Origin of the sequence: Pseudomonas sp. B21-012 (assembly GCF_024749305.1) — a bacterium.
Lineage (GTDB): Bacteria > Pseudomonadota > Gammaproteobacteria > Pseudomonadales > Pseudomonadaceae > Aquipseudomonas.
In genome coordinates, this window is sequence record NZ_CP087197.1 from 1,782,877 (window position 1) to 1,798,922 (window position 16,046).

Consider the following 16,046-nt stretch of genomic DNA (forward strand, 5'->3'; position numbering starts at 1 on the left):
GCCGCGAGGTTCGATCAGTTCTTCAGTGCTGTGCGCTCGTTGGCTGCGGGCAGCCAGTCGAGCAGGTGGTGGGTGAAGCCGTAGCTGGCGACCTGGTAGTAGGCGATTGCGCGCTGGATCAACGGGTCACTGGTGCTGCTGTTCACTTCCTGGCTTTCACCCAGCGCCTGGTTGTGGCGGCGCAAGCCGTCACGCGGGCTGAGGATGGCCAGGTCCTGGCCGTTGAACAGGCCCAGGTGCTGGTAGTTGCCGATCAGCACCCGCGGTGGCAGGCGGTCATCGAGCATCAGGTCGCGACCGAAGAAGGTCGAGGTGTAGCTCATGTTCAACAGGCCCAGCAGGGTCGGTGCGAGGTCGATCTGGCTGGCCAGTTTTGACTCCTCGCGCGCTTCGATCAGCTTCGGGGCGTAGATGAACAGCGGGATCTGATAGTTGCTGACCGGCAGGTCCTCCTTGCCGGCGCTGCCCGCCGTGTGATCGGCGACAAAGATGAACAGGGTGTTGTCGAACCAGGGTTTGCTGCGGGCCTGTTGCAAAAAGCGCCCGATGGCATGGTCGGTGTACTTCACCGCGCCGTCGCGGCCATTGCCTGATGGAATATCGATACGGCCATCGGGGTAGGTGTAGGGACGATGGTTGGAGGTGGTCATCAGTTGCAGGAAGAACGGCACCTGGTTGTCGTGGTCGGCGTCCGCCAGTTTTAGCGCTTGGGTGTACAGGTCTTCATCGGACATGCCCCAGGCATTTTTGAAGCTGATGTCGGCTTCGGCAACGCTGCTCTGGTCGACGACCCGGTAGCCGTTGCCGCTGAAAAACGCGTTCATGTTGTCGAAATAGCCGCGCCCGCCGTAGACGAACACGCTGTCATAGCCGACTTCGGCCAGTTGCTGGCCAAGGCTGGCGAAGCCGCTTTCACGGCCGATGCGCTTGACGATCGAACGCCCGGGCGTTGGCGGCATCGACAGGGTGATCGCCTCCAGGCCGCGGTCGGTGCGCGTGCCGGTGGCATAGAAGTTGTTGAAGTACAGGCTCTGCTTGCGCAGTGCGTCGAGGTTGGGGGTAAGGTTGCGGGTATCGCCATTGCTGCCCAGGTACTTGGCGCTCAGGCTCTCGATGGTAACCAGGACGATATTCGGCGTGCGCGGGCTGCCCGAGGCAGTAATTTCCCGGCGAATGCCCATGGGTTCCTGATCGACGAAGCGTGCATTGGGTTCTTGCAGTTCGGCGCGGATCAACTGGGTGGATTCGCTTTCGCTGAGGCTGCCGTAGAACTGTGAATAGTCCAGTTCGTTGTTGCGAAACGCGGCAAAGAACTGGTACGGCCCGTTGCTTGCCAGTTCGCGGGCGTAAGCATTGCCACCCTGGCCGCGAGGCATGTCCTGGTTGATCAACAGCGCGCAACTGCCAGCCAGCAGTGCCAGGCCAGCAAGGCTGGCAAGGCGTTTACGCCAACTGGGCAAAGGCGCATCCAGGGCCTGGCGCAACGGTTTGGCAATTGCCAGGGTCACTACCAGCGCGACCAGTGCCAGTACGCTGAGAATCAGGCCGATGGGGTAGGACTCGAGGATGTTGTTCAGTACCTCATCGGAGTACACCAGGTAGTCCACGGCGATAAAGTTGAAGCGCACGCCGAACTCGTCCCAGAACAGCCATTCGGCAACGGCGACGAACAACATGATGAATACGCTGGCGAACATCACCACTCGCAGCAACCCGCGATGCGCCCGCAACCGCCATAGCGGCGCCGGGCACAGCAGCAGGTAGACGGCCAGGGGCAGGGCGGCATAAATCAGAAAGCCCAGGTCATAGACCAGGCCGGTGGTAAAGATCGAGAAAAAATGCCCCCCGGCTTCACTCAGGTGAGTGAAGTACAGGGCGCTTCTTGTCAGTAAGAAAATAACCAACCACAACGACGTTAATAGCAGTAGATAGCGCACCGGCGCTGAGCGTGTAGCGTGCATGGCGTTTGCCTTGTTATTGCAGGGGAGGTGGGGCGGCAAACTAACGCTTGAAATGAGAAAAAATTGTCAAATAAATGCAGTGAAGAAGTTTGTCTGTAGTTTATAGTGATAGTTCTTTCATGCCGCAAGGATGCGCACGAGGCGCTAATGATAATCGCCCCTGATAACTAAATAAGGAGCCCATGAATGCCCTTCAGAACATTGACCTACGATGTCTTTCACCTGGGCTTGTACATGGCCACTGCATTGGCCTGGACCAGCCTGTGCGTCATGGTTTTGCTTTGCGCGCGCAGGCGTCGCTTTGCTACTGTGCCGGGCAGTTGCCTGGGCGTGGCTGGGCTGGGCGTGCTGGTCTGCCTGGGAATCCTGTTGGCAGATGTACTGCGCCTGATCGATCACCGGGCGGTGTTATTCAGTCTGTTGGTTTTTGGGGTTATTGCACCGGGGCTTGCGGCTGCTGGTTTGTATCTGCGTCTGAATCTGCGGCGCGCGAGTATCGGTTGAATTCGCTTGTAGGAAAGCGCCTTAGTTGATGTAAGAGATTTCCGAAGTTTGACTTGCTTATAAAAGTTGCGCCCATGTAAGGCGCAACTTTGTATTCGTGCAGATCAGAAGTGCGCTTTGACCAGGAAGCTGGCCGTGTTCTGATCGGTATCAAAGGCATCGCTGTCCTTAATGCCGTATTTGTTCTTCCAGTAGTCGTATTCGAAACCGACATACAACTGCTTCTCGCCCCAGTTCAGCGCCTTGCCCAAGTCGTATTTGACCTGCGGGTTGAAGTGCAGGTTGGCGTGGTAGGTGCCACGGCGGCTGGTGGCATCGTTGTCGACGACCCAGTCCATGAAACCATCGATGAGGATGTCGGACTTGCCCACGGGAATGGTGTAGGACCATACCGGGGTGATCTGCCAGACGTTGTCACCGGCGCGGCTGCCTTCGGTGTGGCGCTGGTAGAAGTTCAGCTGGAAGTAATCAAAGCCCGGGATGTCCAGGTCGAAACCCGGGCCGATCAGGTAGGACTCGGTGTCACCTTCGCCAAACTCGTAGGTCATGGCCAGCAGCACGTCCTTGACCGGGCCGAAGGCCAGCTTCTGGTCGAATATCTTGCCGAATGACAGGCGCGGGCTGATCTCGCCGTAGTAGGTGTTGGGGCCGTTGTTGAAGTCCTTGTCGCCGTTGTAGAAGATCTTGTCGACGAAGATGAAGTTGTCGCCGTACTTCCAGGCATCGGCGTGCTCGAAGGTCACGGTCTGCTGGATCGACGGGTTGACGGCGAAGTTCTTGCCCCACAGGTAGGTCAGGCTGTTGTTCTGCCATTGCAGCAGGTCACCGGCGCTGGCGCCGGTGCTGGCCGCCAGCAGGCCGCTGGCGAGGATCAGGCTGTTGGTAATACGCATCGCGTAGTTGCTCCCTTGATTGATTCTGTGTCGGTGCTCTGGTGTGGCACCTTTTGGGTAATTACTTGTCTTCTGAGTCAGTTTTTTTCGATTGGCCACAGCTGTTTGGCAAGAGCTGGGCCAACTTTTCGGGGCTGGCTCAACAATCCTGCTCGACGTCAGACTGAACAGATGAAAAGGGTATTGCTGGATGGCGTGACGCTTGCCAACCGCCCGAATTCATTGACTGAGCGGTCAGCAAACGCAGACAGGATCCGTCCTGCCCTGAGCGAGGGGGCGCGCAGATTACTGGCTTGCGCGCCGGTCCTCAAGTGCTCCGTCCTGGAGCAGGTGTGGCAAAAACTGTGCGTTTGGTCAGCTTTTAGAAGTGAACCTTAACCAGGGCGCTGGTAACGCTCTGGTTGGTGTCGAGCTTCCCACTGTTCTCGATACCGTATTTGTCTTTCCAGTAGCTGTATTCGATACCTACGTACAACTGCTTGGCGCCCAGGTTCAGGGCCTTGCCCAGGTCGTATTTGACCTGCGGGTTGAACTGCAGGTTGGCGTGGTAGGTGCCGCGCCGGGTTTGATCGTTGTCCACCACCCAGTCCATGTAGCCATCGATCAGCACGTCGGACTTGCCCACGGGGATGGTGTAGGAAAAGGTTGGGGTAATCTGCCAGACACGATCACCTGGGCGGCTGCCTTCGGTGTTGCGCTGCATGATGTTGAGGGTGAAGTAGTTGAAGCCGGGAATCGCCAGGTCAAAGCCGGGGCCGATCAGGTAGGCCTCGTTGTCGCCTTCGCCCGACTCGTAGGTCATGGCGATCAGTACGTCCTTGATCGGACCGAACTCGAATTTGCGATCGAAGATCTTGCCTAGCGACAGCCGCGGGCTGAACTCACCGTAGTAGGTGTTGCTGCCTTTGTTGCGGTCGGTACCGCCGTTGTAGAAGATCTTGTCGATGAACAGGAAAGTGTCGCCGTACTTCCACTTGTTGGCGTGTTCGAAGGTCAGCGTCTGCTGGATCGCCGGGTTGACCTGGAAGTCCTTGCCGTAGAGGTAGGTGAGGCTGTTGGTGTGCCAGAGCAGCAAGTCCCCTGCGGCGGCTGGCAAGGTGGCCAGCAGACTGCTACCCAGCAGGAGGGAAGTGGTGATGCCTTTCATGTTGTGATTCCCGGCTTTGTTATTGTTGGTTTTCGGTTTTTTGGCGCGAAGCGCCCCGGCCGACCCGCTCCCACGGGTCGACGGCCTTGCATGTTGCTCGGGTGACGCCGGGCGGCAAGCGCCGCCCAAAGGCTCAGTGCTGGTGGGCGGTATCGTTGTGGGCGGCGCGCTCGGCGCCACCGAGGATGTTGAACAGCAGGTTGAGGATCAACGCGCTGACGGTGGCCATGGCAATGCCGCTATGGGTGATCGGTTCCATCCACTGCGGCATCTGTGCAAAGAATTCGGGGCGCACCACCGGGATCAGGCCCATGCCGACGCTGACGGCCACCAGCAACTGGTTACGACGGTCGGCGATGTCGGCTTCCTGGAGGATCTTGATGCCGGTGGCGGCGACCATGCCGAACATGGCAATCGAGGCGCCGCCGAGTACTGCTGGCGGAATCGAGGCAATCAGGAACGCCGCTTTTGGCAGCAGGCTGAGCAGGATCAGAAAACCTCCGGCAACTACCGTAACGTAGCGGCAACGCACGCCGGTCATCTGCACCAGGCCGATGTTCTGGGCAAACGAGGAGTGGGTGAAGGTGTTGAAAAAGCCGGCCACGAACGACGCGCCGGCATCGCACATCAGGCCACGGCGCAGCATGCCCGGGGTGACTTCACGGTCGGTGACCTTGCCCAGGGCGAGGAACATGCCGGTGGACTCGACAAAGATGATCACCACCACCAGGCACATCGACAGTATCGGCGCCAGGCTGAAGGTCGGCATGCCGAAGTGCAGCGGGGTGACGACCTGGACCCAGGGCGCTTCGCTCAGGCCGGTGAGGTCGACCATGCCGATGGAGCCGGCGATGATGTAGCCCAGGCCCATGCCGATCAGCACCGAGACATTGACCCAGAAGCCACGCATGAAGCGGTTGATCAGCAGGATGGTGGCCAGCACCAGGCCGGCGACGATCAGGTACACGGGGGAGCCGAAGGGTGCGGCATCGGCGCCGCCGCCGGCCCAGTTGACGGCAACCGGGAACAGCGACAGGCCGATCGAGGTGATGACCGTGCCGGTCACCAGGGGCGGGAAGAAGCGCACCACCTTGGACATGAACGGCGCGATGATCATGCCGAAGAAGCCGGCGGCGATGGTCGCGCCGAAAATCCCCTGCAGGCCGACGCCGGGCATGCCGGCCATGGCCACCATGCTGCCGACCGCGGCAAAGCTTGCGCCCATCATCACCGGCATGCGGATGCCGACAGCACCAATGCCGAACGACTGGACGATGGTGGCGACACCAGCGACCAGCAGGTCGGCATTGATCAGGAAAGCGACTTCTTCACGAGAAAGTCCGGCGGCTTGACCGATGATCAGCGGCACGGCAATCGCGCCTCCGTACATCAGCAACACATGCTGCAGACCCACCAGGAACAGTTGGAACAGGGGCAGTGGCTGTCGTGGGGGCGCAACAGGGATGTACGCCTTGCGTGACTCGGACATGCAACACCTCGGTTTTGTTTTTATTCTTGGAGCTGCAAGCTTCAAGCGCCAAGCTTCAAGAAGAAGCAGGAGGTCGCGCTTGGCTTGCAGCTTTTTTTTGCTTGCCGCTTACAGCTGGCAGCTTGCGGCTGCCTTAGTTGGTCGGTGCTCCCTTGGCGACCCAGGCGCCAATCAGTTCACGTTCCTGCTGGGTCATCTGCGTGATGTTGCCCAGGGGCATGATCTGCGTGGCTACCGCTTGCGCCTGGATGCGCGCGGCCTGTTGCTGGATCTGCTGCGGGGTATCGAGCATCACCCCGGCAGGGGCGGCGCTGAACAGCGGGCTGGTCGGCTTGGCCGAATGGCACACCGCGCAGCGTTCCTGGATGACGCTGTGGATCTTGTCGAAACCGGCATCGTCGAGCTTGGCGGTGGCCTCGGCCGGGGCAGCAGCAGGGGCGGCTGGCTGGGCAGGGGCGGCAGCTTGTTCGGCGGCTTTCTCGGCAGCGGTCTTGCCACCCAGGGCGGTTTCCGGCAGCGGCTGGTACTCAACCTTGGCGGCGGCCTGCTGTGGCGCAGTCGGCATCGGCGCAGGGCCGGTAACGTAAGCCAGGCAGATCATCGCCAGGGCGCCGACCGGCAGGGTCCAGGCGTACTTGTTGCTGTCATGACGGGTGTTGAAGTAGTGACGCACCAACACCGCAGCCACCGCGATACCGCCCAGGATCAACCAGTTGTACTGGCTGCCATAGGTGCTCGGGAAGTGGTTGCTGATCATGATGAACAGCACCGGCAGGGTGAAGTAGTTGTTGTGTCGCGAACGCAGCAGGCCCTTGGCCGGCAGCAGCGGGTCGGGGGTCTGGTTGGCTTCGATGGCGGCCACCAGCTGACGCTGGGCCGGCATGATGATGCGGAACACGTTGCCGACCATGATGGTGCCGATGATCGCGCCGGTGTGCAGGTACGCGCCGCGGCCGCTGAACACTTGGCTGAAGCCGTAGCAGGCGGCAATGACCAGCACGAACAGGACCAGGCCGAGCAGGCCAGGGCGCTTGCCCAGTGGCGAGTCGCAGAGGAAGTCGTAGATGAACCAGCCGGCGATCAGCGAACCGACACCGATGGCAATCCCTTCACCACCGCTCAGGGTGCTGCCAGGGGCCAGCAGGTAGAGGGTCGGGTTCCAGTAGAACACCAGGCACAGCAGGGCGATACCCGACATCCAGGTGAAGTAGGCTTCCCATTTGAACCAGTGCAGGTTCTCCGGCATTTTTGGCGGAGCCAGCTTGTACTTCTCCAGGTGGTAGATCCCGCCACCGTGAATCGCCCAGAGATCGCCGGACAGACCGTCGCGCGGGTTGGCCCGGTTGAGGTTGTTTTCCAGCCAGACAAAGTAGAACGACGCGCCAATCCATGCCACGCCAGTGATCATGTGAACCCAACGCACGCTCAGGTTCAGCCATTCCAACAGATGTGCTTCCACAGTCTTTACCTCTACCCTGGCACCCTGTAGCCGGGCGCTCAGGTCTTCTCTTATTGGTGGGGGGCGAGGATCAATTGCTCATCCTCATTGAAAAAATGCTCATCGCAGTTGTTGCCAGTGCCACTGCGATCAACCACCAGGAAGTCATCCCGCTTTTCGATCGTCAGCACCGGGTGGTGCCAGACGCCGCGATGGTAATTGATGCCCTGCCTTCCATTACTGATGAAGGCACGGACCAGGCCTGATACAGGTGCATCGCCAACGGGCGCGACCACGATCAGAAAGGGGTTGCCGAGCAGCGGAATGAAAGCCTGGCTGCCCTGCGGATGGCGCTCCAGCATGCGTACGGTCAGGGGCATGTCCTGCGCATCGGCGCGGAAGATGCTGATGATCGCCTTGTCGTCGGGTTGCGCGGTTTCGACCGTGGCCAGACGATGGAAGCGCATGGTCGAGCCGTTGTTGATCATGAAGTGGTCGCTGCCGTCGGTTTCGATCACGTCACCGAAAGGGGCGAAGGCTTCTTTGCTCAGGGGCTCAATCACTAAAGTGCGCATGCGGATTCTCTTTATTCTGTGTTGTGGAGGGTGCCGTTGTGGCGCCGGTCAGGCCCTGGGTACGCTCGCGTCGCGCACTCGGGCCAGCCCGGCGGTCGACGCCCTTAAAGCTGCAGCAGGCGGAACAGGGCGATCAGGTTGATCTGCGCCAGCGCTTCCTTGAACTCGGCCTCGACCGAGTTGTGGATGCGCTTTTCAAAAGCGGCGAGGATCTGGTGCCGGTTGCTGCCTTTGACCGCCATGATGAACGGGAACTTGAACTTCTCTTTGTAGGCATCGTTGAGTTCGGTGAAACGCTCGAACTCTTCGGCGGTGCACTGGTGAATACCGGCGCCGGCCTGTTCATTGGTGCTCGATTCGGTCAGTTCGCCCTGGATCGCGGCCTTGCCGGCGAGGTCCGGGTGAGCATTGATCAGCGCCAGCTGGGCGGCGTGGTCGGCGCTCAGGAGGATGTCGCTCATGCGCTGGTGCAGGGCTTCGATCTGGTCGGCTTCGTGCAACTGGCCGAGGTCGTAGGCCTTTTCGGCAACCCATGGCGAGTGTTCGTAGATGTCGGCGAAGGCTTCGACAAACGCTGTGCGATCCAGGGTCGAAGGCTTCAGGGTCTTGAATGCGGTCATTAGGCGTTCTCGGCTTGGAAAGGGTGGGTGGCATGCCAGTGACGGGCGATGTCCACGCGCCGGGCGAACCAGACCTGGTCATGGCTCTTGGCGTACTCGACGAAGCGCTTGAGCGCAGCCAGGCGCGCCGGGCGACCGATCAGGCGGCAGTGCAGGCCGATCGAGAGCATTTTCGGTGCCTCGGCGCCTTCTTCGTAGAGCACATCGAAGGCATCCTTGAGGTACTGGAAGAACTGCTCGCCGCAATTGAAACCCTGTACCTGGGTGAAGCGCATGTCATTGGTGTCCAGGGTGTAGGGGATCACCAGGTGCGGCTTGTCGGTGGGATTGTTGCGTTCCCAGTAGGGCAGGTCGTCGTCGTAGGTGTCGCTGTCGTAGAGGAAGCCGCCTTCCTCCATCACCAGGCGCCGAGTGTTCGGCCCGGTACGGCCGGTGTACCAGCCCAGCGGCCGTTCACCGGTGAGTTCGGTGAGGATGCGGATGGCTTCGAGCATGTGCTCGCGTTCCTGGGCCTCGTCCATGTTCTGGTAGTCGATCCAGCGGTAGCCGTGGCTGCAGATCTCGTGGCCGGCTTCGACCATGGCGCGGATCACGTCCGGATGGCGCTGGGCGGCCATGGCCACGGCGAAGACGGTCAGCGGTACGCCGGTGTCCTTGAACAGCTTGAGCAGGCGCCAGACGCCGGCACGGCTGCCGTACTCGTACAGCGATTCCATGCTCATGTTGCGCGCGCCCTGCAGCGGCTGGGCGGCGACCATTTCCGAGAGGAAGGCTTCGGACTCTTTGTCACCGTGAAGGATGTTGCGTTCGCCACCTTCTTCGTAGTTGAGCACGAAAGACAAAGCAATGCGGGCATTCCCCGGCCAGCGCGGATGAGGTGGGGTGTTGCCGTAACCGATCAGGTCGCGAGGGTAATCAGCGCTCACTGCAGTCTTCCTTCTTGTACGTGAATACGGAGGGCGTGGGCACCCGGGTAGGGTATCGGCCACGACGATGGAATGATTGTATACAACTTTGTTTGCGATTTGTAAGCCTGTTTTTTCGCTTTTCTTTGCCTTTTTGGCCACTCCCACCTCTATAAGGAGCCCTGCAAGAAACCTGCCTGATCGGTCAGCTAATGACGGACGCGTCGGCTATTGGCGTGGTTTTGCGACTGATGGCCTATTTACAGGGGATAAGCGGCGTGCCAGGAAAGAATACCGAATTATTGTGTACAATTTCATAGAAAAATGTCTTAATAATCCGACAGCCGCACGTTGTCGGGCTTCCTGACGCTGGCGTGCGGGTATTTTTTGCCCACAGATAGAACAGAGGCGAGCAAGCAATGGGACGTTTGACCACGCATGTACTGGATGCCGCTCATGGCTGCCCTGGCAGCTCGATCAAGGTCGAGCTGTACCGGGTCGAAGGCCAGCAGCTGGAACTGGTGAACACTACCCTGACCAACAGCGATGGCCGTTGCGACGCACCGCTGCTGCAAGGCGATGATTACCGCAGCGGCGTTTACCAGCTGCAGTTCAGCGCCGGCGACTACTACCGTGCCCGCGGCTTACAACTGCCCGAGCCTGCTTTTCTTGACGTGGTGGTACTGCGTTTCGGCATCAGCGCCGAACAGGATCACTACCACGTGCCGCTGTTGATCTCGCCGTACAGTTACTCGACCTATCGTGGAAGCTAGTTGGTCGCTAGAAGAATCTTCGTAGGTCCCTTGCCCGCTCACACTGCGGGCTTTTTTTTGCCTGTGATTTTTCTGCGGCCTCATCGCGGGTGTAGGAGCGGGCTTGACCCGCGATAGGTCCCTCACACACAACAAAAAGCCCCACCCGAAGGTGAGGCCCTTGTCTCGCAATCGCCTTGTTTACAGGAACACAAACTTGGCAATGAAGATCGCCGTCAGCACCCACAGGCTGGCCGAGATCTCCTTGTAGCGTCCGGTCCCGGCCTTGAGCACCACATAGGTGATAAAGCCCAGGGCGATGCCGTCGGCGACCGAGAAGGTCAGCGGCATCATGATCGCGGTGACGATCGCCGGGATGCTGTCAGTGGCTTCATCCCAGTTGATGTGGGCCATGCTGCCCATCATCAGCATCGCCACATAGATCAGCGCGCCAGCCGTGGCGTAGGCAGGAATCATCCCGGCCAGCGGGGCGAAGAACATGGCGGCGATAAAGAACAGGCCGACTACCACCGCAGTCAGCCCGGTACGGCCGCCGGCGGCGACACCTGCCGCGCTCTCTACATAGCTGGTCACCGGCGGTACACCAACCACCGCGCCGAACACGCTCGAGGCGCTGTCTGCTTTAAGCGCCCGTGACAGGTTCTCGATGCGCCCGTCGGCATTCACCAGGCCGGCCCGCTGGGCCACGCCCATCAGGGTGCCGGCGGTGTCGAACATGTGCACGAAGAGGAAGGCAAACACCACCGCGATCATGCTGACGTTGAACACCCCGGCAACATCCATGGCCATCCAGGTCGGTGCCAGGCTCGGCGGCAGCGAGAACAAGCCGCCGTACTCGACCAGGCCCAGGCCCCAGCCGGCGAGGGTGACGCTGATGATGCTGATCAGGATCGCGCCGAACACACGGTGGTAGCTGAGCACCGCGATCATCAGAAAGCAGATGGCTGCCAGCAGCGGGCCGGGCTCGTGCAGCGAGCCGAGCTTGATCAGGGTCGCCGGGCTGTCGACGACAATCCCTGCGGTTTTAAGACCGATCAGTCCGAGGAACAATCCGACGCCGGCACCCATGGCATGGCGCAGGCTGACCGGAATGCTGTTGAGCAGCCATTCGCGCACCCGCGACAAAGTCAGCAGCATGAACAGCACCCCGGAGACAAATACCGCGCCCAGCGCGGCTTCCCAGGTGTAGCCCATGGTCCCGACCACGGTGTAGGTAAAGAAGGCGTTCAGGCCCATGCCCGGTGCCAGGCCGACCGGCCAGTTGGCGTACAGGCCCATCAACAGGCAGCCGAGGGCGGCAGCGATGCAGGTGGCGACAAACGCCGCACCGTGATCGATGCCGGCATCGGCCATGATGTTGGGGTTGACGAAAATGATGTAGGCCATGGTGATGAAGGTGGTCAACCCGGCGATCATCTCGGTTTTGACGGTGGTGCCATGTAGCTTGAGTTTGAAAATCCGCTCCAGCCAGCTCGTTTCGAGCGGTGGGGCAAGATCCAGCGTAGGGGCGTCGGATTTGCGGCTTTCCACAGCGTGTACTCCTCAAGTCTTTTCTTGTTTTCCAGAACCAGTCCTGCGCACGCACTGGGGGGCTCTGTGAGGCGGATGGGATGGCAGGCCACCGGACCGTTTGTTGACTTCTGGGTCAGGAAGTTGCACGGATGGATTATGCGTTTGTATACAAAGAATGCAAATAATGTTTTCGTTGTTGTGGCCAGATAATTTGCAGGCGTAGCTATAAAGGCCATCGGCACCTGCAGAAATCCCTGCGGCTGTGTACAATGTGCCAATACCTTAATCGTTTAATTTTCTTACCAGGACTTGCCATCGCCCCTCTGGCTGGTATTACAGTCAGGGTCCGACTGGCGGATCTCCGTGCTCGAGTGCCCATGAACGAACAGCTGCAACCTCTCAAGAAACCAGTGCGTACCGGCAAGGCCGGTCGTAGCGGAACCCAGGACGATATCGTCTACGCGCACATTTTCGAGGCCATCCTCGAGCAGCGTCTGGCGCCGGGTACCAAGTTGAGCGAGGAAGCCCTGGGCGAGATCTTCGGCGTCAGCCGCACCATCATCCGTCGCGCGCTGTCGCGCCTGGCCCACGAAAGCGTGGTGCTGCTGCGGCCCAACCGCGGCGCGGTAGTGGCCAGCCCGACGGTCGAAGAGGCCCGCCAGGTGTTCTTCTCGCGGCGCATGGTAGAGCGCGCGATCACCGAGCTTGCGGTTGAGCACGCCACCGCCGAGCAACTCAACGAACTGCGCCAGATGGTCCGCGAAGAGCGCGACAGCTTCTCCCGTGGCGATCGCGGTGCCGGCATTCGCCTGTCTGGCGAGTTCCACCTGAAACTGGCGGAAGCGGCGGGCAACGCCCCGTTGATCAGCTTCCAGCGCAGCCTGGTGTCGCAAACCTCGCTGATCATCGCCCAGTACGAAAGCGGCAACCGCTCGCACTGCTCCTACGACGAGCACATGCAGCTGATCGACGCCATCGAGGCCCGTGACGTCAACCAGGCGGTGAGCCTGATGATGCACCACATGGACCACATCGACAGCAAGCTCAACCTCGACGAAGACAGCGCTTCGGATGACCTGCACGCGGTGTTCTCGCACCTGCTGCAAACCAAGAAGCGGGGTGGGGTTGCACCGCTCAAGGGTTGAAGGCCAGTAACATCAAATCGCGGGGCAAGTCGAATCGTCGCACCGCCGCTCCCACAGAGCTCCTGTGGGGCGGGCTTGCCCCGCGATGCGTTTCAGGCCACTGGCAGGTTATCCAGCCTCTGCTAGATTCTCACCTGATCCACCGCAAACCTTCATCAAGCAGTTGGGCTTGCGCGCTTTGCGTAGAACTTCAACTACTTGAGGACTGGTATATGTCGATGCCCCTGAGCAAACGCATGGGTGCTGAACTGATCGGGACGTTCTGGCTGGTGGTGGGTGGCTGCGGCAGTGCGGTGATCGCCGCCTCGTTCCCCATTGGTATCGGCCTGGTCGGAGTGGCCATGGCCTTCGGCCTGACCGTGCTGACCATGGCTTTCGCCATTGGCCATATTTCCGGATGCCACCTCAACCCCGCAGTGTCGGTCGGGCTGGTGGTGGGTCGGCGGTTTCCACTCAAAGACCTGCTGCCCTACGTCATCGCCCAGGTGATCGGGGCAATTCTCGGTGCGGCGGTGATCTACTTCATTGCCAGCGGCAAGGCCGGTTTCGAGTTGTCGGCGGGGCTGGCGTCCAACGGCTATGCCGAGCATTCCCCCGGCGGCTACTCATTGGCGGCAGGCTTTGCCAGTGAAGTGGTGATGACCGCGATGTTCATCCTGATCATCATGGGCGCCACCGACAGCCGTGCCCCGGCAGGCTTTGCGCCGATTGCCATCGGCCTTGCGCTGACCTTGATCCACCTGATCTCGATACCGGTCACCAATACCTCGGTGAACCCTGCGCGCAGCACGGGCCCGGCGATTTTCGTCGGTGGCTGGGCGTTGCAGCAGCTGTGGCTGTTCTGGGTGGCGCCGCTGATCGGGGCGGTGATCGGCGGCGCGCTGTACAAGGGGCTGTTCCGCGAGCCTTAGCGCTGATGCACGCAGCGCCCGGCAGCGAAGGTCTGCTTGACGGTGCGGTCATCGCCCAGGGTCATCAGCACGAACAGCGTCTCGTCGATGCTGTTCGACTGCTGGATGCGGTAGTCCATCAACGCCGTGGCCTTGTAGTCGAGGACCACGAAGTCGGCATCGTTGCCCGGCTGCAGGCTGCCGATACGGTCATCCAGGCTCAGCGCCCGGGCGCCGCCCAGGGTTGCCAGGTACAGTGACTTGAACGGGCTCAGGCGCGCGCCCTGCAACTGCATGACCTTGTAGGCTTCGTTCAGGGTATTGAGCAGCGAGAAGCTGGTGCCGGCGCCGACGTCGGTGCCCAGGCCGACCTTGACCTTGAACTTCTCGGCTTGCGGCAGGTTGAACAGGCCGCTGCCGAGGAACAGGTTGGAAGTCGGGCAGAAGGCCACGGCCGAGCCGGTTTCGGCCAGGCGCTGACATTCGTCGTCGCACAGGTGTACGCCGTGGGCGAACACCGAGCGCTGGCCGAGCAGCTTGTAGTGATCGTAGACGTCGAGGTAGCCCTTGCGCTCCGGGAACAGCGCCTTGACCCAGTCGATCTCCTTGAGGTTCTCGCTCAGGTGGGTGTGCATGTACAGGTCGGGGTATTCGCCCAGCAGCTGGCCGGCCAGGGCCAGTTGCTCCGGGGTGCTGGTCGGCGCAAAACGCGGGGTCACTGCGTAGTGCAGGCGGCCCTTGCCATGCCAGCGCTCGATCAGCGCCTTGCTTTCTACATAACCGGATTCGGCGGTGTCGGTCAGGTAGTCCGGGGCGTTGCGGTCCATCATCACCTTGCCGGCGATCATCCGCAGGTCCAGGCGCTCGGCTTCTTCGAAGAAGGCATTAACCGATTCCGGGTGCACGCTGCCGAACACCAGGGCGGTGGTGGTGCCGTTGCGCAGCAGTTCCTCGACGAAGATTTTCGCGACTTTGTCGGCATGCGCCTTGTCGGCGAACTGCTTTTCGCAGGGGAAGGTGTAGGTGTTGAGCCAGTCCAGTAGCTGCTCGCCGTAGGAACCGATCATGCCGGTCTGCGGGAAATGGATATGGGTGTCGATAAAGCCCGGGGTGATCAAGGCGTCCTGATGGTGCTCGACCTCGATGTCGGCGGCCAGGCTCGGCAGCAGGTCGCGGGCATGGCCGACAGCGCTGATCTTGCCGTTGTCGATCACCAGCAGGCCGTCTTCGAAATACTGATAGGAGGCTTCGACGCCTACTTCAGCAGGGTCGGCGATGCTGTGCAGGATGGCGGCACGGTAGGCTTTGCGGGTTGCGCTCATAGGGCTCTCGTCATATGGCTTGGCTGCGCCGTGATGGCGGCAGCAATTGGGCAATGGGGCCGGCGTTGGCAGCGTTGTTGTGCTGGCCAAAGCTTGCGTTGTAGGTGGCAATGATTTCTGCGGCAATCGACACGGCGATCTCGATCGGCAGCTTGCCCTTGACCTCGGCGATGCCCATCGGGCAACGCATGCGCTGCAGGCGCTCCTCGGCAAAGCCGCGCTCGCGCAGGCGATGCTCGAACTTGACGCGTTTGGTCTTCGAGCCGATCAGGCCGAACCAGGTGAAATCATTGCGCTTGAGGATCGCCGCGGTCAGTTCCAGATCCAGTTGATGGTTATGGGTCATGACGATGCAGTAGCTGCCAGCGGGCAGCTCATCGACTTCATCCACCGGCTCTTCACTGACGATCTTGCTGACCCCGGCGGGAATGCTCTCGGGGAATTCCTGCTCGCGCGAATCGATCCAGCGCACCTTGCAGGGCAGGGCGGCGAGCAAGGGTACCAGAGCGCGGCCGACATGGCCTGCGCCGAAGACGGCAATCTGCGCCTGAACCTGGCCCATCGGCTCAAACAGCAGCACGGTGGCACCGCCGCAGCACTGGCCGAGGCTGGCGCCGAGGCTGAAGCGCTCCAGGTGCGGCGCTTCGCGGCGCTCGGCGAGCATTTGCCGGGCGATATGCATGGCCTTGTATTCCAGGTGGCCACCGCCGATGGTGTCAAACAACTGCTCGGCGCTGACGACCATCTTTGAGCCGGCGTTGCGCGGCGTCGAGCCGCGCTCTTCGATGATCGTTACCACTACGCAGGGCTCGCCGCGGGACTGCAGGTCGGACAGGGCGTTGATCCAGGTGTGCATGTTCAGTTACCTATGT

General features: G+C 60.8%; 15 protein-coding genes. 4 read left to right on the forward strand and 11 right to left on the reverse strand.

Annotated features, from left to right (window positions below; all coding sequences use genetic code 11):
- Positions 1-14: 14 nt before the first annotated feature.
- Entirely contained in the window at positions 15-1,961 is a 1,947-nt protein-coding gene (locus LOY37_RS08260; protein WP_258716621.1) for an LTA synthase family protein, read from the reverse strand.
- Positions 1,962-2,147: 186 nt separating this feature from the next.
- Between LOY37_RS08260 and LOY37_RS08265 the strand changes: the two genes are divergently transcribed.
- Complete coding sequence (locus LOY37_RS08265; protein ID WP_213602029.1) at positions 2,148-2,465, forward strand: hypothetical protein; 318 nt, start codon at positions 2,148-2,150, stop codon at positions 2,463-2,465.
- Positions 2,466-2,569: 104 nt separating this feature from the next.
- Here LOY37_RS08265 and LOY37_RS08270 read toward each other — a convergent pair whose 3' ends face one another.
- From LOY37_RS08270 to puuE, 7 genes are all read right to left on the reverse strand, one after another.
- Positions 2,570-3,358 carry an outer membrane protein OmpK gene (locus LOY37_RS08270; RefSeq protein WP_045200414.1) on the reverse strand — a complete coding sequence of 263 codons (789 nt, stop codon included), beginning with the start codon at positions 3,356-3,358 and terminating at the stop codon, positions 2,570-2,572.
- A 361-nt stretch (positions 3,359-3,719) separates the two neighbouring features.
- Positions 3,720-4,505 (reverse strand): outer membrane protein OmpK, encoded by a 786-nt coding sequence (locus LOY37_RS08275; RefSeq protein WP_045200416.1) that lies wholly within the window; start codon positions 4,503-4,505, stop codon positions 3,720-3,722.
- 133 nt (positions 4,506-4,638) lie between these two features.
- A complete protein-coding gene (locus LOY37_RS08280) occupies positions 4,639-5,994 on the reverse strand; it encodes a nucleobase:cation symporter-2 family protein (RefSeq protein ID WP_045200418.1) in 1,356 nt (451 codons plus the stop codon).
- Positions 5,995-6,127: 133 nt separating this feature from the next.
- Positions 6,128-7,453 carry a urate hydroxylase PuuD gene (locus tag LOY37_RS08285; RefSeq protein WP_045200420.1) on the reverse strand — a complete coding sequence of 442 codons (1,326 nt, stop codon included), beginning with the start codon at positions 7,451-7,453 and terminating at the stop codon, positions 6,128-6,130.
- A gap of 50 nt (positions 7,454-7,503) precedes the next feature.
- Positions 7,504-8,007, reverse strand: a complete 504-nt coding sequence (locus LOY37_RS08290; protein ID WP_045200421.1) for an ureidoglycolate lyase — start codon at positions 8,005-8,007, stop codon at positions 7,504-7,506.
- 104 nt (positions 8,008-8,111) lie between these two features.
- The gene (uraD, locus tag LOY37_RS08295; RefSeq protein WP_045200422.1) at positions 8,112-8,627 is read right to left on the reverse strand and encodes a 2-oxo-4-hydroxy-4-carboxy-5-ureidoimidazoline decarboxylase; all 516 of its coding nucleotides are present in this window, start codon (positions 8,625-8,627) and stop codon (positions 8,112-8,114) included.
- Positions 8,627-9,553 (reverse strand): allantoinase PuuE, encoded by a 927-nt coding sequence (gene puuE / locus LOY37_RS08300; protein WP_258716622.1) that lies wholly within the window; start codon positions 9,551-9,553, stop codon positions 8,627-8,629. The genes uraD and puuE overlap by 1 nt, the downstream gene beginning before the upstream one ends.
- Positions 9,554-9,951: 398 nt before the next feature.
- Between puuE and uraH the strand changes: the two genes are divergently transcribed.
- On the forward strand, positions 9,952-10,305 hold the full coding sequence (gene uraH, locus LOY37_RS08305) for a hydroxyisourate hydrolase (protein WP_258716623.1): 354 nt from the start codon (positions 9,952-9,954) through the stop codon (positions 10,303-10,305).
- Positions 10,306-10,485: 180 nt separating this feature from the next.
- Here uraH and LOY37_RS08310 read toward each other — a convergent pair whose 3' ends face one another.
- Positions 10,486-11,835 (reverse strand): NCS2 family permease, encoded by a 1,350-nt coding sequence (locus LOY37_RS08310; RefSeq protein WP_045200426.1) that lies wholly within the window; start codon positions 11,833-11,835, stop codon positions 10,486-10,488.
- Between the two features lie 359 nt (positions 11,836-12,194).
- Between LOY37_RS08310 and LOY37_RS08315 the strand changes: the two genes are divergently transcribed.
- Both LOY37_RS08315 and aqpZ read left to right on the forward strand, forming a co-directional pair.
- Positions 12,195-12,962, forward strand: a complete 768-nt coding sequence (locus LOY37_RS08315) for a GntR family transcriptional regulator (RefSeq protein ID WP_036994364.1) — start codon at positions 12,195-12,197, stop codon at positions 12,960-12,962.
- A gap of 218 nt (positions 12,963-13,180) precedes the next feature.
- A complete protein-coding gene (aqpZ, locus tag LOY37_RS08320; protein ID WP_408980723.1) occupies positions 13,181-13,873 on the forward strand; it encodes an aquaporin Z in 693 nt (230 codons plus the stop codon).
- Here the strand turns inward: aqpZ and guaD are convergent.
- Together guaD and xdhC are read right to left on the reverse strand one after the other, a co-directional pair.
- Positions 13,870-15,174 carry a guanine deaminase gene (guaD, locus tag LOY37_RS08325; protein WP_045200430.1) on the reverse strand — a complete coding sequence of 435 codons (1,305 nt, stop codon included), beginning with the start codon at positions 15,172-15,174 and terminating at the stop codon, positions 13,870-13,872. The genes aqpZ and guaD overlap by 4 nt on opposite strands.
- A gap of 10 nt (positions 15,175-15,184) precedes the next feature.
- Positions 15,185-16,030, reverse strand: a complete 846-nt coding sequence (gene xdhC / locus LOY37_RS08330) for a xanthine dehydrogenase accessory protein XdhC (protein ID WP_258716625.1) — start codon at positions 16,028-16,030, stop codon at positions 15,185-15,187.
- Positions 16,031-16,046 lie beyond the last annotated feature (16 nt).